This window comes from Bradyrhizobium stylosanthis (assembly GCF_001641335.1).
In the GTDB taxonomy this organism is placed as follows: domain Bacteria; phylum Pseudomonadota; class Alphaproteobacteria; order Rhizobiales; family Xanthobacteraceae; genus Bradyrhizobium; species Bradyrhizobium stylosanthis.
Genome location: NZ_LVEM01000003.1, coordinates 1,390,403 through 1,416,929 on the forward strand (window position 1 = coordinate 1,390,403; position 26,527 = coordinate 1,416,929).

The 26,527-nt window shown below is 57.1% G+C and carries 15 protein-coding genes and 3 pseudogenes; 5 read left to right on the forward strand and 13 right to left on the reverse strand.

All coding sequences use genetic code 11. The features are described from left to right. Positions 1-2 precede the first annotated feature (2 nt). The 8 genes and pseudogenes from trpD to A7X65_RS43320 form a co-directional block, all read right to left on the reverse strand. Complete coding sequence (gene trpD / locus A7X65_RS26150) at positions 3-1,019, reverse strand: anthranilate phosphoribosyltransferase (RefSeq protein WP_063690527.1); 1,017 nt, start codon at positions 1,017-1,019, stop codon at positions 3-5. Positions 1,020-3,951: 2,932 nt separating this feature from the next. Next, complete coding sequence (locus tag A7X65_RS40865) at positions 3,952-4,167, reverse strand: H-NS family nucleoid-associated regulatory protein (protein ID WP_082885053.1); 216 nt, start codon at positions 4,165-4,167, stop codon at positions 3,952-3,954. Positions 4,168-4,407: 240 nt separating this feature from the next. Further along, complete coding sequence (locus A7X65_RS26160; RefSeq protein WP_063690530.1) at positions 4,408-5,067, reverse strand: FkbM family methyltransferase; 660 nt, start codon at positions 5,065-5,067, stop codon at positions 4,408-4,410. Positions 5,068-5,323: 256 nt separating this feature from the next. Further along, positions 5,324-5,764, reverse strand: a complete 441-nt coding sequence (locus A7X65_RS26165) for a response regulator (protein WP_167358287.1) — start codon at positions 5,762-5,764, stop codon at positions 5,324-5,326. Between the two features lie 654 nt (positions 5,765-6,418). Continuing rightward, complete coding sequence (locus A7X65_RS43905) at positions 6,419-6,835, reverse strand: DUF7694 domain-containing protein (protein WP_145669442.1); 417 nt, start codon at positions 6,833-6,835, stop codon at positions 6,419-6,421. 1,721 nt (positions 6,836-8,556) lie between these two features. Then, positions 8,557-9,831 carry a dicarboxylate/amino acid:cation symporter gene (locus A7X65_RS26170; RefSeq protein ID WP_063690534.1) on the reverse strand — a complete coding sequence of 425 codons (1,275 nt, stop codon included), beginning with the start codon at positions 9,829-9,831 and terminating at the stop codon, positions 8,557-8,559. A gap of 40 nt (positions 9,832-9,871) precedes the next feature. Continuing rightward, positions 9,872-10,732 carry an electron transfer flavoprotein subunit beta/FixA family protein gene (locus tag A7X65_RS26175; RefSeq protein WP_063690536.1) on the reverse strand — a complete coding sequence of 287 codons (861 nt, stop codon included), beginning with the start codon at positions 10,730-10,732 and terminating at the stop codon, positions 9,872-9,874. 2,088 nt (positions 10,733-12,820) lie between these two features. Beyond that, positions 12,821-13,090 (reverse strand): annotated as a pseudogene (locus tag A7X65_RS43320) (hypothetical protein); the annotation flags it as partial. Between the two features lie 918 nt (positions 13,091-14,008). Here A7X65_RS43320 and gmd point away from each other — a divergent pair. Both gmd and fcl read left to right on the forward strand, forming a co-directional pair. Then, positions 14,009-15,094, forward strand: coding sequence for a GDP-mannose 4,6-dehydratase (gene gmd / locus A7X65_RS26190; protein WP_063690538.1), 1,086 nt, complete (start codon positions 14,009-14,011; stop codon positions 15,092-15,094). Further along, positions 15,075-16,022, forward strand: a complete 948-nt coding sequence (fcl, locus tag A7X65_RS26195) for a GDP-L-fucose synthase (protein ID WP_063690540.1) — start codon at positions 15,075-15,077, stop codon at positions 16,020-16,022. Before gmd ends, fcl begins: the two co-directional genes overlap by 20 nt. A gap of 986 nt (positions 16,023-17,008) precedes the next feature. Here fcl and A7X65_RS43725 read toward each other — a convergent pair. Next, positions 17,009-17,347, reverse strand: coding sequence for a TIR domain-containing protein (locus A7X65_RS43725; RefSeq protein ID WP_347336390.1), 339 nt, complete (start codon positions 17,345-17,347; stop codon positions 17,009-17,011). 1,316 nt (positions 17,348-18,663) lie between these two features. Between A7X65_RS43725 and A7X65_RS26210 the strand changes: the two are divergent. Further along, positions 18,664-19,838, forward strand: a pseudogene (locus A7X65_RS26210) (diaminopropionate ammonia-lyase). A gap of 599 nt (positions 19,839-20,437) precedes the next feature. Here the strand turns inward: A7X65_RS26210 and sfnG are convergent. Continuing rightward, a pseudogene (sfnG, locus tag A7X65_RS26215) lies at positions 20,438-21,485 on the reverse strand (dimethylsulfone monooxygenase SfnG). Positions 21,486-22,694: 1,209 nt separating this feature from the next. Between sfnG and A7X65_RS26220 the strand changes: the two are divergent. Next, positions 22,695-23,282 carry a GNAT family N-acetyltransferase gene (locus tag A7X65_RS26220; protein ID WP_186467770.1) on the forward strand — a complete coding sequence of 196 codons (588 nt, stop codon included), beginning with the start codon at positions 22,695-22,697 and terminating at the stop codon, positions 23,280-23,282. Between the two features lie 172 nt (positions 23,283-23,454). Here A7X65_RS26220 and A7X65_RS26225 read toward each other — a convergent pair whose 3' ends face one another. Further along, positions 23,455-24,153 (reverse strand): lytic polysaccharide monooxygenase, encoded by a 699-nt coding sequence (locus A7X65_RS26225; RefSeq protein WP_063690544.1) that lies wholly within the window; start codon positions 24,151-24,153, stop codon positions 23,455-23,457. 790 nt (positions 24,154-24,943) lie between these two features. Next, on the reverse strand, positions 24,944-25,252 hold the full coding sequence (locus A7X65_RS26230; protein WP_063690545.1) for a hypothetical protein: 309 nt from the start codon (positions 25,250-25,252) through the stop codon (positions 24,944-24,946). 95 nt (positions 25,253-25,347) lie between these two features. Here A7X65_RS26230 and A7X65_RS42790 point away from each other — a divergent pair, with 95 nt between their 5' ends. Then, positions 25,348-25,509 (forward strand): hypothetical protein, encoded by a 162-nt coding sequence (locus A7X65_RS42790; RefSeq protein WP_167358288.1) that lies wholly within the window; start codon positions 25,348-25,350, stop codon positions 25,507-25,509. A 478-nt stretch (positions 25,510-25,987) separates the two neighbouring features. Here the strand turns inward: A7X65_RS42790 and A7X65_RS40885 are convergent, their stop codons facing one another. Further along, positions 25,988-26,191 carry a hypothetical protein gene (locus tag A7X65_RS40885; protein WP_082885055.1) on the reverse strand — a complete coding sequence of 68 codons (204 nt, stop codon included), beginning with the start codon at positions 26,189-26,191 and terminating at the stop codon, positions 25,988-25,990. Positions 26,192-26,527 lie beyond the last annotated feature (336 nt).

Here is a 26,527-nt window from a genome sequence, read left to right on the forward strand (position 1 = left end):
GTCTATTCGGCGTTGGAGACTGCTACCAGATGCTTCAGGCGGTCTGCGGCGGCACCACTATCAAGTGTGTCCCGCCCGATAGCGACGCCTTCCTTCAAAGTTGTGGCCCGACCGGCCACTATAAAGGCCCCTGCCGCGTTCAAGAGAGCAACATCGCGATATGGGCCTGGTAGGCCCTCGAGCACGCTTCGTAGTGCAATCGCGTTGGTATGAGGGTCCCCACCCTTCAGCCTCTCGTTTCCGTAACGCGGGAGCCCAGCTTCCTCCGGTGTCACCTCGAACGTGCGAATTTGGCCTTTGTCGAGGGCGCTGACAAAGGTGGGACCAGTGAGCGTCATCTCGTCAAGTCCATCGCAGCCATGCACCACCCACGCCGCTTCCGCACCGAGCCTTTTGCAGACTTCCGCTAAAGGCTGCACCCACTTGCGCGAAAACACGCCAATCATCTGCCGCTTCACCCCCGCGGGATTGCAGAGCGGCCCGACGAGATTAAAGATTGTGCGGGTCGCGAGCTCGACCCGGGTTGCGCTAACGCTTTTTAACGCCGGGTGGTGGTCCGGCGCAAACATGAACCCGATGCCGGCGTCCCGGACACAGCGAGCGACATCTTCTGGTTTCAAGTCGATTTTGACGCCCAGGGATGCCAGTACATCGGCCGAGCCCGAGCGTGAGGAGAGTGCGCGGTTGCCATGCTTGGCGACAGGAATGCCGGCGCCCGCGATGATAAAAGAGGTACATGTCGAGACGTTGAACGAGCCCAGACCGTCGCCGCCCGTGCCCGCAACGTCGATCGAATCGGCGGGTGCATCGACCCGCAGCATTTTGCTGCGCATCGCGGAAACCGCACCGGTGATTTCTTCAACTGTCTCGCCGCGCACCCTCAGCGCCAGCAGCAACCCGCCTATCTGCGAGGGCGTCGCCTGGCCCGACGTCATAATGTCGATCGCCAAAGCCATTTCCTGGTGGCCCAACGGGACGCCGCTAGCGACTTTGCCCATGATCAATTTGAGATCCATCACGTGCTCTTGAGCCTGTCGGTATTAGTAACGCTTACGAAAGTTCGAGAAATTAAGCGCTCTTATGCGAGCGACGTGAAAGACTGGAGCTTTTGCCTACGGCCTTCCGCCTGTCCGGCGACACTTCTGGCCTCCACAAAGGCCGCGCCGACTACTGCCTGGCAACATCCAACGAAGCGCGCGGCAGCTGTAAGATGCTCCAGATCGCGTTTTTGCCACGCCAGCTACCTTCATATTGGCATTCATGCGCACCACGAGCGTAGCTGCGCCATTGGCGAGCGCGTCACTTTGCCTCGCGATCGATTTTCAACACTTACAACTTGACGCTGCGGCAGCTTCAAGCCATTTCGGTGAACGAGCTCGAGGCCATACTCACAAAAATAAGCAGACTAGCGCCGCCACCGGGTGTGCATGAACCTGGCATACATTTGCCACACTACTCAGCCTCGACGCCCTTCCGACAGGCGACCAGGAGGCCTCGCGTACCGGACCTTGGTCAATATCTCTACCGAGACCATCCCCCCGCGGGCTGGTCGCCTCGGGGACTGGTCAGCCTAAAACAAAGGCTGCCCTTCACGGAAGAGGAGAGTATTCGCTCCCCCCCATCTGAATGGAACTGCCTAGCCTGCTTCGGCTTAGATCACTCGGAATGGAATTGGCAACAAGTAGGCAATGCTTAGGAACCGATCTCGTCAATGGTGCAAGGAAGACGATGGACGACTTCTCGACCTCGCGTCAAACAAGGAGCCGCCGAAGAGACTTTCTATCCTGCTCGAGAGGAGCGAACGGGCTGTCGCTCTGCGGCTCAAGAAATTGCGATCGCCACCTCCGAGATGCCGGGCTTACTCTGAGGAGTTCGCCTGATTTGACCTCGCGCCCGTAGCGGGAAGGTCAATCAGGAGACTAAAGGGACGGGTTATATTCGTCGCACCGCCTTCTCCGGCAGTGCGTTCCATTCCTTGTGACACTGCTTGCGAGCTTCATTCCTTTCGCCCGCATCACGGCTCATGCGGGCACCATCGCGCCGGATATTGCTTTCCCGCCTCCCTGAAAAAGGGGACACTTGGCTTCAATTGAGTAGCAACGCATGCGTCCGAACGGAGAGGCTCCGCCTGCCCAAAGACCAGTGATAGTCCGGCGCATGGTGTCCAGGCGATTGCCGAGGCCCAACCGATGCAGTCTTAAGACGGAGGCGTTCAGAAGACCCCCCCCGCCGATGCACTCGGCGGGGGCTCTGCAGGTGGATGACGCGAGGCTCGCGAAAGAGGTGTCGCATCAGGCCCCGCACTCATCGGACGCTATGACCACCGGCAGTTTGCATCAGCGCCATACGTCCATGATCGCGTATGGTCCATAAGAAATGATTCGGTCGCGGAGAGGCGCCCATCGGCGCTGTCCAATGAACCGCCGAATACGCACGCTCTCCGGCTAGCCGCCTCAGCTCCACACTCCGCTGTTGTTATGAGTATCAGAACGCTCTGCGCTTAGACAATTCAGTCGGGCGTTCTGCAATGCGGGATGTCGGCCGCAGGTGGACCGTGTGCAAACGATAGCGCTCACGCCTCTTTCGAGAACGCCATGCACGGATACCGTACCCAGCTGCGAAACCCACAAACATAATCGGAAGCAGAACTAGAAACAGCGTCATTGAGAAGTCTCTCCTTCCAAAGCAATTGCGCTTTCCGGGGCGACAAGCCAAGACATCATGAAGCGCCTTGTTGTTTGTGCTGACACTACCCTTGTCGAATCTACAACTTGACGCCGGGTCCGATTCAAGATTCTCGCGTGGAATATTATGCTGCCGCGGAAGCCGCAGACCAATATTGCTTCACTCAAGTCCGGATCGCCCAAGTACTGCTGTTTGGCAGCCCAGAAAAATGAATCAGCTTTGCGGGGAACTAATCCTACCGGCTCGTAATGCGCCACTCGTCCTCGCGCCCCAGCTTTGTTTGTGTGATGGGCGCTGGCCGGATCAATTGATCAATCATGACAGGTATCCGCAAACCCGGTGCCGCGTTGAGCTTTTCGACCGGGCATGGAGATGGCACTACGCTGGGACTCAAAAGTCGAGGCGGCGCTTGATCGCGATCGGTGGCTTGCAGCTTGACGTGGGGTTTACAGATCCTACAGAAGTCATAGATGGATACTTCTCGCAACTGCGATCCTAAGGCCGTGAAATGAAGGTGAAAGAGCTTATTGAGCTTCTATCAAGATGCGAGCAGGACGCCGATGTCGTCATCCCAGACTCGTTCTCATCACGCGGGGCCTTCGCCGTGGTGAAAGCGGTCCAGACTGGGTGGACTTTTAATCCGCAACTTGCGATCGACGATATCTCCTTTTGGATCGATGGGGTCGACTATGTTGAGCCGCCGCGCGGTAGCTATTTAGCTCGTGGCGTTAGGTTGCTCGGTCCAAAATGTGGACCTGTACTCGCAATCCAATAGCACCCAGAAGCCGCTAACGTCGTTGAAATAGCCGGCCCTAAGCCATCGATCGCTTTCGCCATCGCCCTTAAGGACGTTGTGGCGGTGCAGCCACTCGGGTGCTTTGGCCGCAAGCGCCAAGAGATTTGCAACCAAACGGACCAGATCTCTTGGTCAGCAAATGATGCCTGGCACGTCGCTTCGCTGGCTAGCCGATCATTACTCCTCATTGAGGGCCTTGAGGCCCAAAGAGGCGATGCCGAAATGCCTGGCCTCGCCGGACGGCGTTGGCCGCTCTTGTTTAGCTATTGGTGGCTGGAGAGTGAGGACGCGGGGGCCGAGGGTACTGACGAGGCTATCGAGCCTTTGCGAGACACGCGTGAAGAAAGCCGTAATTGCTTAGCCAACGATTCAGAACAAGCATCGTCGCATACGGTCAAATCAGCATTACTGATGGACGTGTCAGGATTTTTGGCTACGCTTACGCGCAGATCGGCCAATGAGGACCTCATCTAACTTTCGGCCGGAACGAACTTGCGGGTCGAGCCATCTGGACATTTCCCACGCCCTGACCAGGTTTCCGGCGGGTTCTTTGGATTTCGATACCTTGGCCGCACGGTCGGATAGGGTCGACGCTCAGGGGGGGGCCGGGTGAGTTCATCGAGCCTGACCTTTTCGCCGTAATCCGTCGGGTTAGAGCAGCGGAGATCTTCTCGTGGACATTCCACAACTCATGGCCTTCAGGTCATTCAGCTTCATTGCTGCCCGCGCGAGACATTTCATCAACGAGATAATCTCGCGCGGACAACTCTGCAAGCGCTAGCGCGAGTAGCGGGGCGAATAGCTTCATTAAAGCGAAGCGCGTTCATGATCAGCAGCAGCGGCTGCATCACTGCGACTCCGGTATAACTCGATAGTCTGCAGCATCATGCGATCGCGTGACGCGGCCGGCTCGCCATGGAAACGCGCTAACAGCTGGTATTCCTGAGCAACACATCACCCTCAACCGCGCGCGGATAGAGCCGCACCACTTCGAATGAAGGTAAGAGCTCAAGGATGGCTTGCAGGGACAGCTGCCCTTCATAAAGCTCGCGGTCACTATACTCCGTGTAGATATACCGCGTATTGCTTAAGGTCCGCCCGCCACCAGCTATGACATCGGACTCCGCTCCCTGAACGTCCATCCAGATCAAATCGAGCTCATTTACGTTCGCTTCACTGGCCCAGTCATCGAGCCGTCGAGTTTCAACTGAGATTGGTTGATCAAATCGAACCCACTCATACTCAGTAAGATGGTTCTTTGGCCGGCGTATTGAACCCGAGAGGTCCCAGTCTTTCACCTCAGCATCTGCATTGCTGGGGTGGAATTCAATCTGTCCATTCCGATCGCTGATCGCGATCTCAAAGAGCCTGACGTTTTCGAGATCCCGATGCAGATTCTTCTTAAAACGGACCACCGCACGGGGGTCCGGCTCAAAACAATAGAGCCGCGCCTCGGGGCAGAGCTCGAGAAACCGTTTTGTGTCGGTTCCATCGTTGCAACCGATGTCCAAGATGGTAGGACTTGGATTTCCCAGCAGTGAAACAAGCTGCTGGTGTACATCCAATGATGAGGTCGATTCTAGCATGCGCTGTAGTCCTCATGCCCGGATTGCGTTAACGGCGTCGGTAGACTTCCCCTGAACAACGGCATCATGTTTAAATTTGACCTCTCGTTTACCTAATGCACGAGCGACTCCTGCCGTGCGACTATCGGCCGACGCTCTGGCACACTGCGTTTGATCGCCTTCAATGCGCTGGAAAAGGCCGGATCGTTGCTCCCAAAACGATTTGAGCTGGCTGATTTAAGACCCCTCAACCCCTTCGCCGTTACCAGGAGCGGGCTCAACGGGCTCCCGCACCATGGGGTCTCCAAGCGGCGCGCGACGATTTTAAGCGCGTTCGAAGCGTCGTTCCGTCTTTAAGTGTCGAGTTGATGCACGCGAGCAGCTCGCTATTGTTGAGCGGCTTCCGCAGGAGATGTGACACGCCGGCTTGCAACGCGCGCGTACAGTTGTCGTCGTCGGGCTCGGCCACAAGCAGAACGGTGGGAATTGAGATTCCGGATGCGATGATCCGCTCGTACAGTTCGAGCGGATTTGCGGTCGGTAAATCCACATCCGCGATCAAACAGGATGTGCTGATGCAGCTTTTCGAGCTCAGGAACTCATCGGCATTCTGAAAGAGCTCTGGCACGCATCCAAGTGAAATGAGCATCTTTAATAGCGGCTCAAAAACCGACGGATCATTGCACACGACGGAAATGATATCGAGCGCATGGGCCATTCGGACTAGATCTAGGAGCGACCTCTTTTGCACTTTCGGCACGAGCTGACCGCACGGCACTCGATCCTTCTGAAGCAACATCAAACACCTGCAATCGGCAGTTCTCGCCTTCGCCGCGAGGCTAGGACGGGACGCATGGTCGGTTCAATCGAACGTAAGTAGGTGGCCGGCATCGAAATGGTTGCAACGTCTATACGAAGGTTTGCTGACGGCGGGACCACGCGTCTCTGGCAGGTTTACGCAAGCCGCCGAGAAGACGTTGCCTTAATAGGCAACCGCCCTCGATGCTCGAGGCGCCCCTCATAATTCTTCTCGGTGCCATCCTGATAGACCTGAATTCGTGTCTTGAAAGTGATTTTTGTTATCCGCCGTTCTCGGCGGCTCGTAAAATCGATTGTATCAATAGAACATATCTGAACGTTGGATGGGTTCGCATCGCGGACAAAAACCGGCGAATGACTGCAAGCGCGGTGCGCCAGCGCAACGGGTTATGTATCCACGCGATGCTCCTGTGAACCGCAAAATGGATCGATGTGACCGTCCATGCTTCCTGTCCGCGGACCGGACCCGCATGCGGCGCACTTGCCGCGGAAGATAAGCGGCCTCACCCCTTGATCGGGCGAGCTCCCTCAACACAGTTCCCATTCGTCGGAGTCATCCGCCCCCTATTTGTGCCGCCAGGCTCGCTGCCTCAGATGGACCAATCCCGACTATGCCAACGAGCCACGAGGGTGGCGTTGGAATTTCCTGACAAGTCGGCCTCCAAAGATGCAGACAGTAGCGGTTGTTATTCACGTATTCGGACCGAGGCGGATGAAGCTGCATGACGCACTCTTCCCCATCCCAAAACAGATCCTTGACGAAGCACATCTCCTGCCAGTTCGGACAGCGCCGCGGTATCGACACGGAGACATGTTCCCAATGCGGATGGAGCAGTGAAATGATCTTTAGTTCACAGCCGCAAGGCCCCTGCACAATGAAGAGACCGCAAGGACCTGATCCCGGAGCGCTGGCGAATTGTCCATATCGTACACGACCGCCCTCGAGCTGGTCCCCAATTTGCGCTCTCATGCTACCTCCTTTGCCGCGTAGATACACCGCTCTGACTCATGATGTCGCGCTCAGACTCTTCCTTCGCGTCAGACGAGCACTGACGAGCGATGCTTGTACTTTTCTTCTAATTTCATGATCTGCAAGCGGATGTGGCAGGACGTCCTGCCCGGACTCAAGCCGCACACTTTTCCTGACTGACAAGACCATTCTGCTTCTGATTCGTTCACTTTTAATCATCAATCGCGACGCGCCGTGTCCCGCGTGTTCAGCTCCGCTCCGTCGTGCTCGTCCTGATTCGATCAATGCGCGATCCGGTAGAAGCTGGGCAAAGACCAAATGCAGCGACAGGAAATGCCACGTTTGCCGCCACTTTTGTTGGCTTCTCCGATTGATACGATTTGAACGACCCGCTCTCGCTTCGAGCTTCCCAAGCACCAGCATCAAGGCACTAGCTCACCGATAAGCCATCAGCGCGACCTTAACGCCGAGCTCCGTTGTTAAGTTCACCGCGAATCTCCGAGCGGCCCGTGATGGGCGATTTGCCTACTAGCGCCTCTATCCTCTAGGATGATGTGTTCGGCGCGGCCGTCGTTCGATTAAGACCAAGACATCCCGCAGAATTTCGGGAAAGCGACGGACATGGCGCAGTCCACCAACGGCCCTTATTTGATCCGATGGTGCTATCACGGTCCTATCTTCATTCTGCCCAGCCTACCGAGGTCGCCAAGCATCCGCCCCCAACGAGACGGACGCGCCGCGTCCGACCTCAAGGGGTCGTCCCACCCTTGGAGGCCGCGTGCGGGCGCTTCGATACGAACGCTCCGACCACAGCGACCTTGATCTCGCTTGTGCCGTTCATCGCGCATTGATTTGAACGCTCTTGACACGTGTTTGATCCCACACAGCCGGTCAACTCTCCTCCGAGCGCCGACCACTCGACCCACCTATTGGCGCGTAAGTCGATCGCGAATGTCTCCAGTCCTACAACCTAACGTAACGTCAGATTCAAGCCACTCCCAACGCTTATTCACGACCAGCCAGACCGGCGGCTTGGCGAAGCCCTAGCTTGCCCGTCTACACGACGGTCGCGGCTGCGAAGATGGCAGATACAAGCAGGTCTGGTGCGACTTCAAAGCGCCAAGCATTCGACGAGCAGTTCCCAATTCAGCCACGAAACATCGTTAAGACACAGCGCGAGCCAAAAAGGGGACAACTTATGCGAGCGCGGCGTGTCTGAACTACTAAATCTCCAACAACACGCCGATGATACGGACATCGACCGACTTCAGAGTCAGCTAGAAGTCCTCAACGAACGCCTGAATGAACCTGAATGTCAGATTCCAGATCTTTCGGCCATAGCAGCTATTAGAGGAGAAGCACTCACGCTATCTCGGGACATTGAGGATATTCGGTGCTCGGCAGACGCTGACGCACTAACAACACGTCTCCAGAAATAGCTCGTCTCGATGCGGCGCCGTAGCAAGGCAACTCTGTCGCCGCATAGACGGTTGCGCATCCTACATATGATGATGTCTCTTCCAGATACCCTGCAGCTGCGGCTAACGGCCGATGTCCGCTACAAGAAAGCGGCTATGTCCGGCTTTCGAAATCCGCCGGCATCTTGGTTTGGCTGCAAAATTCGAATCGGTGGGTGCCCCCCCGGTCATGCCTAGTTCGTCAGCCGCCCGGATTGCCGTCTCGTGCCCTTTTGTCATCCCAATATCCGGTGCGTAACGCCCCTAATCTAATCTGATTTCCTGATGGGATCGATTTTGGCAGCGCCCATTCAGCTTCTTTCGGTCGAGTTCGCCTTCCCACCAAGCAACGATCACGCAGGCCACGCCGTTGCCGCAGAGATTGGTCAGGGCGCGGCATTCGCTCATGAACTTGTCGATGCCGAGCACGATCGCCATGCCCGGTACGAGCCGCGGATCGACCACCGCCAGTGTCGCGGCGAGCGTGATGAAGCCCGCCCCGGTGATGCCGGATGCCCCCTTTGAGGTCAGCATGGCCACGACCAGAATTGTCATCTGCTGACCTAAGGTCAGATCGAAGCCGAGCGCTTGCGCGATGAACAGCGTCGCCAGCGTCATGTAGATGTTGGTGCCGTCCAGGTTGAACGAATACCCCGTGGGTACCACGAGGCCGACCACCGACTTCGAGCAGCCGAGCCGTTCGAGCTTCTCCATCAAGGACGGCAGCGCGCTCTCGGACGACGAGGTGCCGAGCACGATCAGCAGCTCGTCCTTGATGTAGGCGAGAAACTTAAAGATCGAAAACCCGGCGAGCCGCGCGATGAGGCCGAGCACGACGAACACGAACAATGCGGCAGTGAGGTAGAACGTAGCGATCAGACCTATCAGGTTGAGAATCGCGCCGGTACCGAATTTGCCAATCGTGTATGCCATCGCGCCGAACGCCCCGATCGGCGCTGCCCGCATCACAATCGAGATGACGCCGAACACAGCATGGGCGGCATCATCGATGAAGTTGCGGATGGTGTGGCCGCGCTCGCCGAGCCCCATGATGGCGAAGCCGAACAGCACCGAGAACAGCAGCACCTGGAGGATCTCGCCTTGCGCGAAGGCGCCGACCACGGTGTCAGGAATGATGTGCAGGATGAAGTCGACGCTCTTCTGTCCCTCGGCCTGCCTGGCGTAGTTGGCGACCGCATTCGCGCTCGCCGCGGCGCTGCCGAAGCCTGCGCCGGGCTTGACGAGATTGCCGACGAGAAGCCCGATCAGGAGCGCGAAGGTCGAGACAATCTCGAAATAGACCAACGCCTTGACGCCGATGCGGCCGACCTTCTTGGCGTCTTGAATATGGGCGATGCCGGAGACGACAGTGCAGAAGATAATCGGGGCGATCACCATCTTGATCAGCTTGACGAAACCGTCCCCCATTGCCTTGACCCAGTCGTTGGTGGCGACGGAGGGCCATAGCCAGCCGACGACGGTGCCCGCCACGATGGCGATTAGCACCTGGGCATACAGGATCTTGTACCAAGGCTTCATGGGCGGCACAACGACGCGAAAGTCGAAAGAGATTTCAGGCTCAGCACTCCGAGCTCACGTCGGAAGCGTACGCCAGGGCTGAAAGTTCAGTTTCAAGATTCGGCCGGCGCTTGAAAATTGCGTCGATTAACGCCGACACGGGTTGATCGGCACCCTCGACTAGCATTGCCTTCTCCTCGCGCTTGGAGGGAGCAAAAACGCGTTTGACGATAGTCGGCGAGCCCTTAAGACCACATTTCGAGATGTCTGCAATGCCCGCATCATGAGCATTCCATTTTACGATGTCAGTACGGGCGGCGCGCAGCGCATCGATCATTCCACCTCGCCGGATCTCGTTCGTCGCCTCCAGCATGGTGATGAGACATGGAAGTCTTGTACGCAGCACTTGTACGCCGCCTTCCGAACGTCGCTCCACCTCTATTGCGCGGGCCTCGAGATCCAGGCTCGTGATCTGGGCGACGTAAGTGAGCTGAACTACGCTAAGCCGCTTGGCAATACCGGGCCCCACCTGAGCGGTGTCGCCATCGATCGTCTGCTTACCAGCGAATATGAGGTCTGGCGGGCCGTACTCTTCTCCGATCTTATGAATGGCCGCCGCTAGCGCATAAGTCGTCGCCAGCGTATCAGCGCCTGCGAAAACACGATCGGTGAGCAACACAGCGCGGTCTGCACCAAAGGTCAGCGCTTTTCGCAGCGAATCTTCGGCGGCTGGAGGGCCCATCGTCAGCACAGTGATCTCGCCGCCAAACTTATCGCGTAGCTCCATGGCGGCCTCGAGCGCAAACAAATCGAAAGGATTGACGATTGTCGGTACGCCCTGGCGCATAATGGTGTTCGTTACGGGATGGACCCGAATCTGCGCGGAGTCCGGAACCTGCTTTATGCAGACGACGATGTGCATCGGCTATTTCTCCAATAGCTGTGAGATTTGGGATAAAATGCCAGATCTCAGACCGGGAGACGGACACCCCGGATCAGACGTTGGTGTTAGTGGATTGGCGCTGTCTAAGCGAAGGCCAAGCTTGGTGGCCGCAACGCCACAATGCCGACGATACGTCGCAGACCGGACAATGGTCTTCGCATGTTGAGGCCCGAACACAACAAGCGATACTGCGGCTGCGATTGGTCCAAGCGTTTCATTCGACTATCCCTTCGGGCGGCCTTCAATCCTAGGCCGTCTCAAGTTTTTGTATTGCCGCCACGGCGATGCGAGTCCCTGACTCACAGAGCTGAACAGGGCGGGCCTGACGGACGAGCAGGGGTGCGCCGGCCCGCCCCTGCATCACCAGGCTGGGCGGCGATGCTACGTCGAACAAAGCAAGTAGCGTGCCGCATCGCTGCCTTGTCGAGCAATTCGCACGAGCATCCTCAAGGGGCAGCTTTTCTGAGCATCAAGCCATTCGAATTGTCACCAAGCCAACAATTGGCTGCAGTCTCCCACGTAGGCTTGGCAACAGCCTGGCCCCCCGCCAATCGTCTACCCGCAGCTTTTCAATCAGAAATGCTGCAACTTTCCGAATCAGCTCGTGTGCCAGCGGCCACCAAGGAGCAATTCTGTCCTCAGTAGCAACGTGCCGTCCATGAAGATTTTCCCAAGCGGTGGGCCCGGACTGCGCAGCAATCCGAGCCCATAGCCTCAGCAACCCGAGAGGACCGGTTGTTCGGCTACAAGTACACCGTAAATGAAGACGCTCTTAATTCGCATTGATGTTGCTCAAGAGCTGCGTGTCGGCAAGCTAGGTAGGCAAACATCATATCGCAAATAGCGGCCGACCAGTGATCGTGCAACAGGATGCCGCGAGCGATTCAGGATTGTGCCTGCGCCCGAATTGTCTTTGGACAACTTTTCACGAACGATTTGGGGAATTGAATCGTACGTGACGTCAAGTTGTAGGGAGGGTTCAACGAAGTCGCTTTCTCGGTTACGTCCGCGAATCTCAGCTCTATAGCAACGCTAACGACGCGCCGCTTTCCCGAGGACCGTAAAGCAAATGATGCTGACAAGGATTGGACACTTGGTTATCTCGACCGGGTGAACTCGGCTGCATAGTTGGATTTTCCTCAGCCCGTCGTGAGGGCGTTCGCATGATCCTGCTTTTCCCGTTTGTCCCGAGTATCGACCGCGGCGGGCTCACACTGATCCGTCGGCCTTCCAATCAAAACTAGAGGGCTAGGCGCTGTATCGATGACAACGCGCAATTAGCCCTCCGTGGAGCGAACCCAACGCTCAACCTCAAGACGACCGCTCGATCGCAGACGCAGGATACCCAACAGGCAGCTGGAGATACGATAGCTACAGTTGCACGCCTGGTTGAACGGAGCACGTATGGAAGCCATTGGCTTATTCGTAGTCGTCATAGCCGGAATGAGCTCGGGTGGCTTGGCTGCTGCCATCGCACGCGAGACGTCCGAGCGTGAGTCGTCTTGCTGGGAATACCTCGCGCTGTGGGCCGCCTCAATCGCTCTGCTATGCTTCATTCCAAGTAGGGTGCGATCGCGTGAAAACGCCCCGAACCCAAACAGGAAATACTTGACGCGAGAGCCCGCCGCGAATCGCTCGGCAGTCCCTGATAGTGGCGTTTTCACGCGCATTTCGATGCAAGACGGGCGCAGAGCCTCGGTCAGAGCGTTGAGTAGATCCGAGAATGTTGGTCAAATCTCTAGGTAATAAGGCCCGAGCGCGCAGCCAAAAAAGGCGGCCGGACACCGCACAGGTCGGATCATTCGATGGTTTCGGTTGCTTTTCTTAACTGTCGCATCAGGCAATTCCGACGGCCTCTGTAGAGACCGCAAAACTGAGCGCCACACCATCCCCGTCAGCGGGAAGGACAAGGCGCGGCGACCTGTCGGGGCCGAAAGCATAAGCAGAGAGTATAGGACTGAGACATTAGGACGCAACTTTCACACTCGGTTGAATTTTGCGTTCACACCACCGGCTCGTATTTTTCTATTCGTGATCGGCCTCTCCTTGCTCGGAGCCGGATTCGTTCGTTTCTGGCGGAAGCCGCGCAGCGACGTGTCGCGCTTCCATCATATCGAGGAGGGCACGGCCCTCGTCAGTAATACGCCAGCCACCGTTCTTCCGTTCTATGAGTTTCTGGGAAAAAACATCGGTTCGGGACGCGGGCGGCCATTCTCGCCGTGCGTTCGGCCCACTCTTCGTCGCTAGAATCGCCTTGTCGCGCTTGAGCTCCGCCATCGATGCGAAGCCGCTCGGATAACTCACAGGGATCTTTAGGACGGTAACTTGGAAATTCACCCGAGTGAGACATCATATTGTCCGCACCTACCGCCACATGGTCGGTGCTTCGCGAAGCGCTTCGACGCCAATCTGTTTGAGGCGGCTGGGCGTCTTTTCACCTCTAGTGGCGGCTTCGAGAAGCCTAGCGGCAACATGTGCGCGGACGCCTGTTTCATAGCGGGAAATGCTCGCGCAGACCTCGTCGAGGACAGCGCGCAGAAGTTCGGCGGTAGCGGCATCCAACATTGGAGATCCCCCTTCCCCTCATGACCATGATAATCAGATTGCGGGATCCGAAATTCAAGTGGGATTAGATCACGACATCGCTTCTACTACTGCTTCATCCACGAATGGCCCCAACTTCTTATGCGGATCACGCGAGCGACACCCTTTTTCCCAGTCGCCCTCGCCGATTCGCCGCCTCATTCTCTCCAGCTACCGGCAGAGCGGCGCGTGCAAAAGGTTGGAGTTCTCGCTGGGTAATATGCAAGGCTTCCATTCGGATTGATGCAAGGGGTCCTGCATCGGCGCATTATTTCCGCGCCTTATTGCTTTTTCGACAGATTGCGTTGGCTCGCTCTGACCGTGATCCTCACGATGTCGATCCATCTTTTTGGTTATGGAGATTGCGGCGCCGAACTAACAGGACGAGCTTGCGATTGCCGATAGGGGTAGAAACTGGAGAGCATCTATGGCCGGCGCGGCACGCTCGGAGCGACTGTGACTGAACTTCTGCATGGCCAAACACTAGAGAGCGGCTACAAACTCGGCAAGAATGTCGTAAGCGTCTATACTAGCGTATACTGTCCTTCGGCAGCCTTTTGTTTATTACCGCGTCGGTTTTGCCCCTCGAACAGAGTTCCGGCCGGATACGCACGACCGGTTGGTGAGCGTGGGGGACGGAAAACTGATCAGTTCGTTTGCATAGGGTAGAATTTGACTGACGAGAACTCTCAACAGCGGGTCGCGCTGATTACGGGCGTGACCGGGCAGGATGGCGCCTATCTCTCCGAATATCTACTGTCGCTCGGCTATGTCGTGCATGGCATCAAGCGGCGGTCATCTTCCTTCAACACCGCGCGCGTCGATCATCTGTATCAGGACCAGCATGCCGGAAATGTGCCGTTTCTGATGCACTACGGCGACATGACCGATTCGACCAACTTGATCCGCTTGGTCCAGCAGATTAGGCCGACCGAGATCTACAATCTGGCCGCGCAGAGCCATGTCGGCGTCAGCTTTGAAAGCCCCGAATATACTGCAAACGCTGACGCTATCGGTGTGTTGCGCCTTCTCGAGGCGATCCGGATTCTTGGTCTGGAAAAGGAGACGCGCTTCTACCAGGCGTCCACATCCGAGCTTTACGGCCTAGTTCAGGAAGTCCCCCAGAAGGAGAGCACTCCGTTTTATCCACGCTCGCCCTATGGTGTGGCAAAGCTTTACGGCTATTGGATCACGGTGAACTACCGCGAAGCCTATGGCATGTTCGCAAGTAACGGCATTCTGTTCAATCACGAAAGCCCAATTCGCGGCGAGACCTTTGTTACCCGCAAAATCACCCGCGCCGTTGCGCGCATTGAGGTCGGCCTTGAGGATACGCTTTATCTTGGCAACCTCGAAGCCAAGCGCGACTGGGGGCATGCACGCGACTACGTCGAAGGCATGCACATGATCCTGCAGGCGAAAAAGCCCGATGATTTCGTGCTCGCAACCGGCGAGACGCGGTCGGTGCGGGAGATGGTCGAGCTCGCCTTTGCGGAGGTTGGTCATCGCATCGAATGGCGTGGCAGCGGGGTAGAGGAAACGGGGATCCATACCAAGAGCGGCAAGACTGTGATCAGGATCGACCCAACCTATTTCCGGCCGACGGAGGTTGATCTTCTCATTGGAGACGCCAGTAAGGCGCGCGAACAGCTTGGCTGGAAGCCAAAGCGCAGCTTTGCGCAACTGGTGAAGGAGATGGTCGCGAGCGATCTTGCCGAGGCGAAACGGGAAGCGGAAAATGGCAAGCGCACCGTTTGAGCTGAAAGGGAAGACAGTCTATTTAGCCGGCCACCGCGGCATGGTCGGCAGCGCGCTCGCGCGTCGGCTCGCACAGGAGGAGGTGCGGCTCGTCACCGTGGAGCGAAACGAGATCGATCTGCGCGACCAGGCGAAGGTGTTCGGCTGGTTCGCCAAGACGCGGCCACAGGTGATATTTTTGGCTGCCGCCAAGGTTGGTGGCATCGTCGCCAACAACGCGCTGCGCGCCGAGTTTCTGTACGACAACATCGCGATCGCAACGAACGTCATCCATGCCGCGCATCTGAATGGGGTGGAGAAGCTGATGTTCCTTGGCTCATCCTGCATCTATCCAAAACTGGCGCCGCAGCCCTTGCGCGAGGATTCGGTGCTGACCGGCCCGCTCGAGCCGACCAACGAGCCCTACGCGATCGCCAAGATCGCCGGCATCAAGATGGTGGAAGCCTACCGCCGTCAGTACGGAAGCGACTTCATCAGCGTGATGCCGAGCAACCTCTACGGTCCCGGCGACAACTACCGCTACGAATATAGCCATGTGGTCGCAGCTCTGATCCGCCGCTTTCATGAAGCCACGGTCTCTGGTGCAAAACGCGTCCTGGTGTGGGGCACCGGCACACCATGCCGCGAATTTCTCTATGTCGACGACATGGCGGATGCCTGCGTCCACCTCATGAAGACCTTTTCGGGCGCGGAGCTGATCAATATAGGAACCGGCGAAGACATAACGATTGCAGAATTCGCTCGGCTTGTGGCGGAGATTGTTGGCTATCAAGGCGAGATCGCGTTCGATGCCTCTCGCCCCGACGGTACGCCGCGTAAGTTGCTCGACGTCAGCCGTCTCGCAGAGCTGGGCTGGCACGCGAAAACTTCTCTGAAGGATGGTATCCAGCAGGCTTACCACGCCTTTCTGACATTAGGCGAGGACTGAAGATGATTGCGCGTAAAGGCTCGTCTTCGGCGTTCGCTTCCGCAAATCTTTTTGGCATACCGCGATCCTCCGCTGCTGGTAAGCGGTCAGGTCAATGCGATTCTGATCGCAGACTGAGGTAACCTCTCGAATAACGATTTCTCGGAGCGCGAACCGACCAGATCTGAGCCGCCAACGCAGCCAATATTATGCCACGCACTTGGCCTGCGACTCGAAACAACGGAGCTCCTCTCTCGCGTGACCTCGCCCGAAGATGCGAGATACTTGCGGATATCACTGACCCAAAAGGCGCAGGCGGAAGTCAGGAAGCTGTCAATCAAAAGACAATCCCTCAACTCCACCATGCTTGAAGGACTCAACGAGGAGGCTCTTCACTACGTCAACAAACGGCTAGTGCTAATCGCAAGAAATAGCCGGTTGGCATCTCAAAGGCTCAGCATTATCGAACAGGTCTGAAAATCGATCGGCCAGGCCATCGATAAAGAACACGGCCTCGAACTCTAGTGCCATTGATGTGCTGCACGTCGAAGACTCGGATGTCCTTGTCCTGTCCGACGCTCTGCCCACGAACGCAAGCGACGGCGCTGAGGCTCCGATCCGCAAGGCCCGCGTCGAGTTCTCATGCAAGAGGCTCGACGCCTTCTTCCATGCCAGGACGGCCATTGATGGCATAGTTCCCGTAAGGCGCTCGATTTCACCGATTCGCGCGGCGAGCCACTCAGCCAATCGAACCCGATCCGATACTCCCCTCAGCAAAACCGGCTTGTTTCCTTCATTGACGACATCTTCGAGAATAGCCGTCCTTTCTGCACTGGGGTTAAAAATCAGAGCTATCCTGTAGGCCAGCTCGTTCACTGCTGCGTGCGGCGATAACTGCTTCTTGAAAACTCGAACCGTTAGTTCGAAGTTTGGGGCCATTGGCATTGTTATTCAGGGACATGCAGCGATGTGCCCCAAATCTCAACCCCAGCGATAGAGCTAGAGGGCTACCAGATCGGCGAGCTTGGCCGCGACGTCAACCATTGACTCTTCCGCAGTGTCGAGGCCGGTTCGCGAGGCGAGCATAGGGCTGACTTCCCGGAGAGCTTCATACGTCGTCTCATGCACAACGGGAACGAGACGCCACCGGCCAGGAGTGCCGAAAGTTCTTTGTCGACGATGCCTTCTTTTGGGAGGCGTTGCAGCAACGCAGGGGTCACTAATACGATCCCAATCCGCGAGTTCGCTAGGCCCTTGTCAATGGCGCGGAGTAATGGCACGCGGAGGCCAACGTCCTTTTCGCTGAACCATACCTTGACACCGCGTGCCTCAAGCAGATCGTGCAATTGCTTGGCTGCCCCTTGTCGGTCGTCCCACGCATGGCAAAGAAAGACGTCCCGAGGTCAAGGGACGCCCTGCTTCGACTGCCTCGCGGACCGGCGCGAGTTCCCGCACCTCGGTCGGCGTGTACATCACGGACAAACCGGGTCGTGACCATCGCGCCCTTACGCGGCTGCCAGACCCGCCGCCGTTACTTCGGCCGCCCCCACTGCTCCCCGACGCGGAGTAGGACGGAGTGGCGTACGATGGCGAGTAAGAGGGGGTGTAGGGCGACCTGCAGCCGCCATAGCGGCCACTACATGCGGGGCAGTCCGCTACTGCGCTCGCTGTGCGATGGCCCCTTACTGGTGCTGTGCATCTAGCCATGATGTCCTCTCACCGTCCGCTGCGCTGCTTGATTAGGTCCACAAGGCGTAGCCCATGCCCGGAGCGGCAGTCGGAGGAAGTGGCTCGCCCTGGGTAAGGTGCGCTCCTCTCCGGTCCGTCCGCCACGGGCGGCCGCCTCGCTCGTATTGTCCTGATCGTTGGGCTGCTTCACCCGGTTTAAAGGTCTCCGCCATGCGACTCTCCTAACGACAGCCGGAATTGACCGCGGGCAACGACCTGAAGAACAAGTCGCCTTACCAGGCCCGCCCCATGACGGCTCTCGACGACATGGGACGGATTTTGAAGCCGTCAGGTCCGATCCACCTGGCCGCTTCGTCGTTCAGGCGCCACATTTTGCGAGAAGCTCGCCCGTCCCCCTGCTTCAGCCTTGAGAGAGTTCCCTTACCGTCTCTGATCAAGTCAATTCAGCTCATGGCCATTCGGCCGCATGCATTGTGTGATTCCGGGCCAGCGGTCCGCCTCGCCGGATTGACGGCTGGGGTCTCGCTGGTAGTTCGCTCCCGAGCCGCATCAGGTTGTATTGTAGCCAAAGCCTTTGCTGCAGATCGCACTTGCTGTGCCGTAACAAGTCTCGGCATGAGGGCCCATATCGAGTCCGTAGAAGTGGCCGGCCATGTTCAGCTCCCTGCCGCCGCCGGACTGAGATCGGCCTTCCTTGCCGACCCCAAATTACTGTGCCTAGCCCTTGCATGGTAGCGGTTGATTGATACTGATTAATGCAATGAACTGCGCATGGACGCCCAAATTCGGCGTCCGAGACGCTTTTTAGATGTATTTCACTAGCCGATTTCCGGCTTCTGCTGCTGGTGAAGCCAACTACTTTGTCATCGCGATGTAATAATCCATAAAGACGTACCAACGAGCGGAGATTGAACTATGTTCCTACCCAACTCTCACGCCGATCATCGCACTTCCCTCCATGCTTGACGCCGACATGCTGAGCGTCGAAGCCGCTCGCGAGGTTGAGCGGTTTCTCAGGCGTCGCGATGGACACAAGGAAACTCCACTGGATTCTTTGGCGAGCCTTGCTCGTGGCATCGGAGTTGGTTCGATCCATCTCAAGGATGAAGGTCATCGTCTCGGCCTTCGAAGTTTCAAAGCGCTAGGCGGTTCTTATGCTGTGATCCGCCTGGTGCTTGAGGAAGCAGCTCGCCAGCTCGGTCGCAATGTTGAGCTGTCAGAATTGCACGGACCCGACGTTCAGGCCGTCGCGCGAAGCATGACGGTCTGCTGTGCCACCGACGGCAACCACGGCAGATCAGTTGCCTACGGCGCCCAGCTAGTTAGGGCGAAGTGCGCCATTTTTGTTCATTCAGGCGTGAGCAACGAGCGCGTCGCCGCCATTGCTCGCTTTGGCGCGCAGATGATCCGCATCGAGCGCAACTATGACTTCTCGGTAGCTGAGGCGACCCGAGTAGCGGCGGAAAACAGATGGACCGCAGTTTCTGACACGTCCTGGCCCGGTTACGAGCGCATCCCGGGGCTCGTGATGCAGGGATACACTGCTCTATTGAGTGAGGCTCTACGCCATTTGCGTGAACCTCCGACTCATGTCTTCATTCAGGCGGCGTGGGTGGGTTTGCCGGTGCGATTGCCGGACATTTTTCCGTCCTGTTCGGCAGCGATCGACCGTTCTTCACCGTTGTCGACCCCTCACGGGCGGCGTGCCTCCTCGAAGGTGCGCGGGCTGGGCATCCTGTCAGAGTGGATTACTGGCAATCTATCATGATGGCAATGCTCGAATGCTACGAACCATCCCTCATCGCGTGGCGTATCCTTTCGCGCACAGCGGACGCTTTCATGACGGTCGACGATGAGGACGCAATCAGCGTCATGAAGCGGTTGGCAAATCCGAACGCTGGCGATCCGGCTGTTGTTGCTGGCGAAAGCGGTGGTGTTGGCCTTGCAGCGTTACTGAAGGCTGCTTCCAATCCGATCCAGCGCGCCGAGATTGGTCTTGGACAGAATGCACGAGTTTTTCTGATCAACACCGAGGGTGCGACCGATCCTCTTCTTTACGAAGAGTTGGTTGGCACGGCGCCTGCGCAAGTGACTGCAAAACATGATAGAGCTGACGACAACAGGTCGATAGATGAGGCTCGCTCGTGAGCCTTTAACGAACTGAGATAAATGATGACCGATTTTCGGCCGCGGCAACGATCGCCGCGTTGTCGGTCCACAATGCCCCAAGTTCTCCTCCTTTTGCACCCTGCTTATTCTACTTACGGTGTCTGCGCAGCGATGGATTCGAGAATAGAGGTTGACGTTGTGTGCCAGCTTGGCGGTAGCCATGATCATTCTTTCCTTTTCCGCGAGTTCAAGCAACGGCGTGCGTCAGCCCTTTCTTTCTGGATGAGCTTGCAGTGAGCCGCCGAAATGAATGGCCTTAAATTCCGTCCCGGTTGCGCAAGGCGATTGATGCGCTGGAAGAGACACCATGGCCACTCTCAAGGACGACTGCAGAAGCCGAAAAGCGTAGAGCGACCGTCGAATTCTGTTCAGCTACCAGGATCGAGAGGGTCTACTCCTTACGAGTTGGCGAGCCCCATCACAAAGGGCCGGGCATGTGTGCGCAACACAATCCGTCCGGCCCACGTAACTCGCTACGTTCGCGCCTCGAGGGACGGACACTTTGGTTGGGCGCGACCTCATCCAGAGGAAGCGTAGTCGCTTCAGTCTCTCAGTCACTTGGCCGCCTCTCCTTCCACCTACTCAGCAGCCTCAGCGCGCACGGATTGGTTCGCCTCGAGTTCGCGGACCAGCGGGATCACATGCTTACCGAACTCTTCGACCTCTTCGTGGAAATGGAGGAAGCCGCGCAGGATCAGATCGGCACCAGCCTGCTTGAGCTCGATGATCGTTCGGCGACCTGTTGTGGGGTCCCGATCAGGTTCGAGCGGAAGCCATCATTGTATTGAACGAGGTCCTGAAATGTGGATTTGGCCCAATTGCCCTCGCGCTCGGGGCTGGCATTGCCAGCATTCTGGACCTCATGATGGAAGACGCGCACCGCATCCGGGATCGCTTTGTCAATGATCGCTCGTAAAACCTCCTTCGCCTCGCATTCCGTCTGTCGGATGATACCGAACGCATTGATTCCAATCTTGGTACGCCAGCCTTTGACGGAAACCTCTTCATTCGTCCTGATGTCATCGACCTGGGTCTTTAGGCCATTAGACACGCGAGCAGCCATGTCACGAGCAGCCCGCGATGAGCCGCCCTGAAAGATTTCCGGCAGCGGATCGAGCGGCTTTGGCTTGAGCGAATAGTCGTTGAACCGATAGAAGTTGCCCTTCAACGTGAACTTTTCCTCGGTCCAAGTCCCGCGCAGCACGTCGATGAATTCCTCCGAGCGGCGGTAACGCTCGCGTGGAATTCGCCGCGAAACCACCCTGAGACGATGTTGACCGCAACGCGCGCATTGGTGAGTTGATTGATCATCGCAATCTGCTTTGCGGCCAGCGCCGGGTTCCAAGGCCCAGGAAGAAGCGCAGCGACAACCTTGAGTCTCTCGGTTGCGGCCAAGAGCGCGTGGGAGAAGCTGACAGACTCGTGCTGATTGTCGGCGCCATAACCGGCGGTGCATCGGATCTAACTCAGAGTATAGTCGAAGCCGGCTTTCTCGGCGATCTGAGCAAGCTTGCGATTGTAATCGATGTCCCAGCTGGTTCGCTGCTCGATCGAAGAAATCACGAGGCCGCCCGATACGTTCTGCACCCAGTAAGCGAATCTGATCGGATTGTTGTTCACAGTCATCTTGTTTGTCCCTCAAGAATTAGGCTTGCGCGGAGAAAAGCGACAATCTGAGACAGGCAACGCTGAGCCGTCTCGCCCGGCGGGACGGGGCTCACGTGCTATTCACATCCGTCGTTTAAGCTATTGGTTCGGGAACATTACAATCCTCGGACAAAAGTCGAGCGCGCGCATTACAATGGCGTCAACACGAGGACGCCCAAACGCAGCGGCAAGCTGCGGACTTCGTCAAATCACTCGCTTGGTCGACAATGCTGTTGCGCATCAAGAGCGTCCTTGGCCGGCATCATTGCCTGACTATCCTCGCAAAAGAACTTGCGCCAGCGCGAGTCGAAGACGAACTATTTTTCCGACCGTTGAGATAATCCAATTTTGTAATTCTCCATTCGACGCGACGTTTATTGCGAAGAGAAGCTCAGATTGGATGAAAGGCGACAATCTTATCTCTATGCTCGCGATCAGCTTTTGTCGGACGGGATAGTTCTCGTCTATCACCAGATCGAGGTTCGTCTATCTAGTCGCCCTTAAGCTTCCTCAGATTGGGCCGACCCTTGAGGCTCCGCATCGTCAGCACGACATCGATAAGGATCAGGCTGGCTAATTCCTGATCAAGCGCCACTTATGTCAAGAATGGCTGGACTCGAACATTCAGAGGATGGCCTCACCGAGGCCCGCAGTTGGCACGCGTTTTGAAGGAGAGACCCCATCCGGAATAGACCACTGGTGTCCAGGTGTTATCGAAGGTCATTGCGTATCTGCGACCTCCACGTGCGAGGCTTGCTAACTGCCCGGCGAATATCGGAACACGATTCAGGTGCAGCTGTTCCTACCAAGCGTCGGTCCGCGATATCCTCTCATCGCAAACTCGAAAACGTCTGTGTCTCTCGGTACGAGCGATTGGGGCGGCCGACGCTCTATCGATACGAGAGGCCAGCCTACTTTCGGAAGTGCGTGCTCGAGTTGACGCTCCTAGACCCACGAAGCACCTAAGCTCGCTAAGAACTTTCAGTTCAAGGGTTAGCCCGTTGACGAGCTTTTGTCCCGCCGGGTCGTTAACGCAACCGTCTGAGAAAAGACAAGAGCTCGAAACGGAAAACGAGATGCAGCCGACGAAACCTCCATTAGCGCATCCATCTGCGCCGTTCAGAGGCACGTGTCGTGCGTTCTAGCTTTGCAACTCTGGCGCCCAAATAGAGACCTGGAACAGAAGTCATGACAGCGGAGACGGACATCAAATCGGCGTCCTCGAAAATGCAGGCAACCACCGTCTGGACACTTGTGCTCGGCTTTGCCGCCGACCCATTGGCTCGATGGAGCTGGCCTGATTCAGACCAATATCTTACGATCATGCCTCAGTTCGTTAAGGCCTGCGGTGGACGAGCATTCGAGCATGGCACGGCATACGTGACGGGAGGGGTTCGAGCCGCGGCGCTCTGGCTGCCACCCGGCGTGGGGCAAGATGAGGAGGCACTCGACGCAATTATGGCTCGATCCCTGCGCCCGGAGATCACCGAAGCTATGGCACAGATACGGCTGGGAATGGCCGAACATCATCCACCCGAGCCACATTGGTATCTGCCGCTCATTGCCGCCGATCCGAACTGGGTCGGACACGGGCTTGGCAGATTGCTAATGGAACACGCTCTTAAACGATGTGATTGGGAGGGTACCACCGCCTATCTCGAAAGCTCAAATCCGGAGAACGTTCCCTTTTACGAGCGCCACGGCTTCAAGGTCATTGGTGAGATACAGCATGGTGATTCGCCCTCGCTAACGCCAATGTTGCGGACAGCCCACTGAGTGGTATACGCACATTTCCAGGATGAGGGCCTGACGGTAGCCTGAGCGTCCCTTCGAAGTCAGCTCAATCTCCGTTTCCTTTCCTCGAAAAGGCTGCCCGTGGTGGATCCGTGCAGGTCGGCGAAGCGTTTGTGAACCTCGGCGGCGACAGGCGCCTGTCGCGACGTCAATCCTAGTGACTGGAGCTCGACGACTTCGGTTCCTCAAACGTCGCGTCAACGATTTGATAAAACGCCATCGGGCTGTTGGCGATCTCCCACACCGCCAAAATAATGTGATAGCCGGTGCGTTTTGGCAGGTCGCAGATATGGACGGTAGGCTCCTGCGGCATCAGTTTGGCATTCGGATCCCAAAACGGCTGGCCAGGATTCTGAATCGTGCAGAACGGCTTCACCTCGAACTGCGCGCGCGTGAGCGGAGAAGATGAATTCCAGTCGATCCGTGTAATGAAGTAGTTCCAACGCCGTGTCGGTTGAGCCGCAGCGTATTCCCACTTGAATTTCTGCTTCGCTCCTGAGTGTAGCCGAACTTTCTCCCAGCGCGTGGGTGTCTGCTCATCGAGCAAGGGTACATCGCCGCTGACGCTGCTGCCCGCGATGTGACCGTCCGTTGGTGGCGCCGCGTTCTGCACATCGGTCGCCGCAGTCTGGTCTAGCATCTCTCCCCTCATCGCGGGAAAGAACTTGCCGCTTTCCATCGCGTTTGCCCTCCGCAAATCAACTGGGCAGTCTTTGTTACTATGTTCGACACACAGCACGACGCGTGAAGCCGGTTCGGTGAGACGTCCCTGTGCGTACGCCTCCGCAACAGCGAGCAGCGATACTGCGGCACTGAAGGGCGCACTGGGCCAGTGCCGGAATACATACCTCATGGTTCTCCTCACAATGTCCGATTGACTCTTGAAGAAAGGCCTCCAAATCGATGCAGACGTCCATCACCAGGCAAGTGGACGCGGCAGGTTGCTAGACAAAGGCGGTCGCCGCCCGTGCTGCTTCTTCCACGCGCCCGCCGCGATTTCGAGAGCGTATGGCGAGCCGAACCCAGCTATGTGGCCTCCTAACATTGTCCGATGACCACACGCGTGCTGGGTAGTTGGGTTGTACGGCGGCAGCGGGCCGATGGTTCAAATAACCTCTCATTTACATGAGAACGCTTAATCCGCTCTTCTTCACGCCTCATCAGAGTTCAAGTCTCCTACGATGCCATAACACTTGGGTGTCATGACGCGCGCCAGCATGCATCGGGCTCAACAGGAAGCCAGCGGTATCGAACTCCGCCAAGCCGACCGCCTTGCAGACGCGTAGATATGGAAGCTAGGTGTTTGGAGACGACCGCGGTGCAGCGATGGAGACGGCATAGCTTCAATCGGCCGGACCAAGTTGATAATGCAGCATCTCTGGCATCGAGTTTGATCCGATTGAGAATACTTCATTTGAATTCGTCGGACAGGCGTCCGCGATGTGCTTATTTCTTTGCAATTGATGTGCCGTTCGAGAGAGCTGCTTTGCGCCTGCTCCAAGAGCGGCAACACAACATTTCATGCCGCGCCGAACGTCTTTTTGTCGGGCTGGCGGCAATGTGTCGCCAAGCCAACATTGAGCAGGGAAACGCCGTAAGGATTCACTCGCGGGGATGGCTCAGTTCCTGCATGGCGGCAGTGATCATGTAGAGAGCGCCCTCTGAATAAACAGTTTTCGGTAGCTGCGGCAATAAATCCGGAAGTCCCACGCAATGCGCAAGCCGTCTATTGCTGCTGTTGTAGTGCTCATCTCATCCCACGCTATTGCAAATGACGATTTGATGATGGCGGCTAGACAGACTTTCAAGCCGATCCCCCTGCCGTCCCCGCGATTAAAGATAATCCTGTCACTGCCCAGAAAGTCGAGCTGGTAAAATGTTATATGCGTCAGGTCGATCCTCTCTACTGTCGAAATCGGGCGCGTGCTGCGTTTCAGCGACCGCAAGCTCATTGCTTTGCTTCCTGGCTCATGGAATTAGCCGTATTGGATCAAGATAAGGAATAGGCGGCATCCGCGATAGATTGCGAGCTGTACACGGAGGTCAGATGACAACGGTTATAAAGAATCTGCTTGCCCGAAAGCAGAAGCTCATCGAGCAACTTGATTCTACCCAGGACGTTCGGCAGCGCGAAAAGATCGAGCAGCAGCTTGAAAAGATAAGGACCGCCCTCGATTTTCTCGATCCGCCTAAGAAGGTGAGCGAGTGAACCGCAAGACGAAAGCCCAGCGGCCCCGTGGATTCCCAGCGAGGGCTTAGTTTTGATCCTGGCCGCGGCGCCTTGGCAACCATCAATTCTCCCGATAGGCCATATGCCTGCCGACCCAACTGACACGCGTGCAGCCAACGTCGGCTGCAGATGCCAGTACCAGAACTAACTTGCTGCGGCGGCATCAAACTGAATGCAAGCGTTTCGCTGCAGCGGTTCTGCAGGGCACTAAGCTCCACACACCCATCGCCCGTCCTGGTTTAGCCAAGACGAAGTCGTCGCGCTGATATACTCGGCGCGGCGCTTTGCTTGTCTGAAAAGCGCTATTGCGCGAGACGCTGTCCGCAGCCGCCTATATTGCGTCAGGATCGCCTTGCTCGCCCTTGTCGACCCTGGTCAACCCGGGAAGGGAGTGGAGGAAGCAGCGACGGGGCCGCTGCAAGTTGCTCGGCTCAACTCAATGGTCGGGGGGCGCCAATCATTCTGGCGCGATCGTCGCAAGTCCAGCTTCGATAACTGAGATTTCTTGGGTTACCTGCTCGGCAACTTGCCCTGGATCGATGCCGGTTACGCTTCTTAGTTGCCTCAGCAGCTCCCGCCGATGCGCAAGAAGGTCCTCTAGCGCCCCACGATCTCTTAGCCTGATATAGCCGTTGACGATCAACTCAACCGAATGCGACATCTATCCCTCAAACAAGCAGTTGCTTTAAATGGCCCATTTACCAGATCACGACAGTAGCATGCAGCACTGCAACACTGCACGCTGGAAACCATAACCGGTAATGCTAATGGGCAAAGCTCGTCGTCGCCCGCATCAACCGCGGCCATCCTGACGAGCCGCCGAGGTCCCGATGTTTTGCGTAGCCGGCTCCTTCGCGGCAAGGGGCCGCCGCTTCGACGAGCGGCGGCCCCGCCAAGGCGAGCACCGTTCCCGAGCCGCGACTGGATGACAGGACGCGCGCCACTCTATTGTTCGCGACTTCTCTGTCGATGGTGTTGGCATACGGCTCGACGGAAG

Bases quoted from the DNA above. Each gene is read 5' to 3' on its own strand.
- A7X65_RS26160 (WP_063690530.1), bottom strand. From the start codon at position 5,067: ATGCTAGAATCGACCTCATCATTGGATGTACACCAGCAGCTTGTTTCA.
- A7X65_RS26165 (WP_167358287.1), bottom strand. From the start codon at position 5,764: ATGGCCCATGCGCTCGATATCATTTCCGTCGTGTGCAATGATCCGTCG.
- A7X65_RS43905 (WP_145669442.1), bottom strand. From the start codon at position 6,835: ATGAGAGCGCAAATTGGGGACCAGCTCGAGGGCGGTCGTGTACGATAT.
- A7X65_RS26170 (WP_063690534.1), bottom strand. From the start codon at position 9,831: ATGAAGCCTTGGTACAAGATCCTGTATGCCCAGGTGCTAATCGCCATC.
- A7X65_RS26175 (WP_063690536.1), bottom strand. From the start codon at position 10,732: ATGCACATCGTCGTCTGCATAAAGCAGGTTCCGGACTCCGCGCAGATT.
- fcl (WP_063690540.1), top strand. From the start codon at position 15,075: ATGGCAAGCGCACCGTTTGAGCTGAAAGGGAAGACAGTCTATTTAGCC.
- A7X65_RS26220 (WP_186467770.1), top strand. From the start codon at position 22,695: ATGACAGCGGAGACGGACATCAAATCGGCGTCCTCGAAAATGCAGGCA.
- A7X65_RS26225 (WP_063690544.1), bottom strand. From the start codon at position 24,153: ATGAGGTATGTATTCCGGCACTGGCCCAGTGCGCCCTTCAGTGCCGCA.
- A7X65_RS26230 (WP_063690545.1), bottom strand. From the start codon at position 25,252: ATGAGCTTGCGGTCGCTGAAACGCAGCACGCGCCCGATTTCGACAGTA.
- A7X65_RS42790 (WP_167358288.1), top strand. From the start codon at position 25,348: ATGACAACGGTTATAAAGAATCTGCTTGCCCGAAAGCAGAAGCTCATC.
- A7X65_RS40885 (WP_082885055.1), bottom strand. From the start codon at position 26,191: ATGTCGCATTCGGTTGAGTTGATCGTCAACGGCTATATCAGGCTAAGA.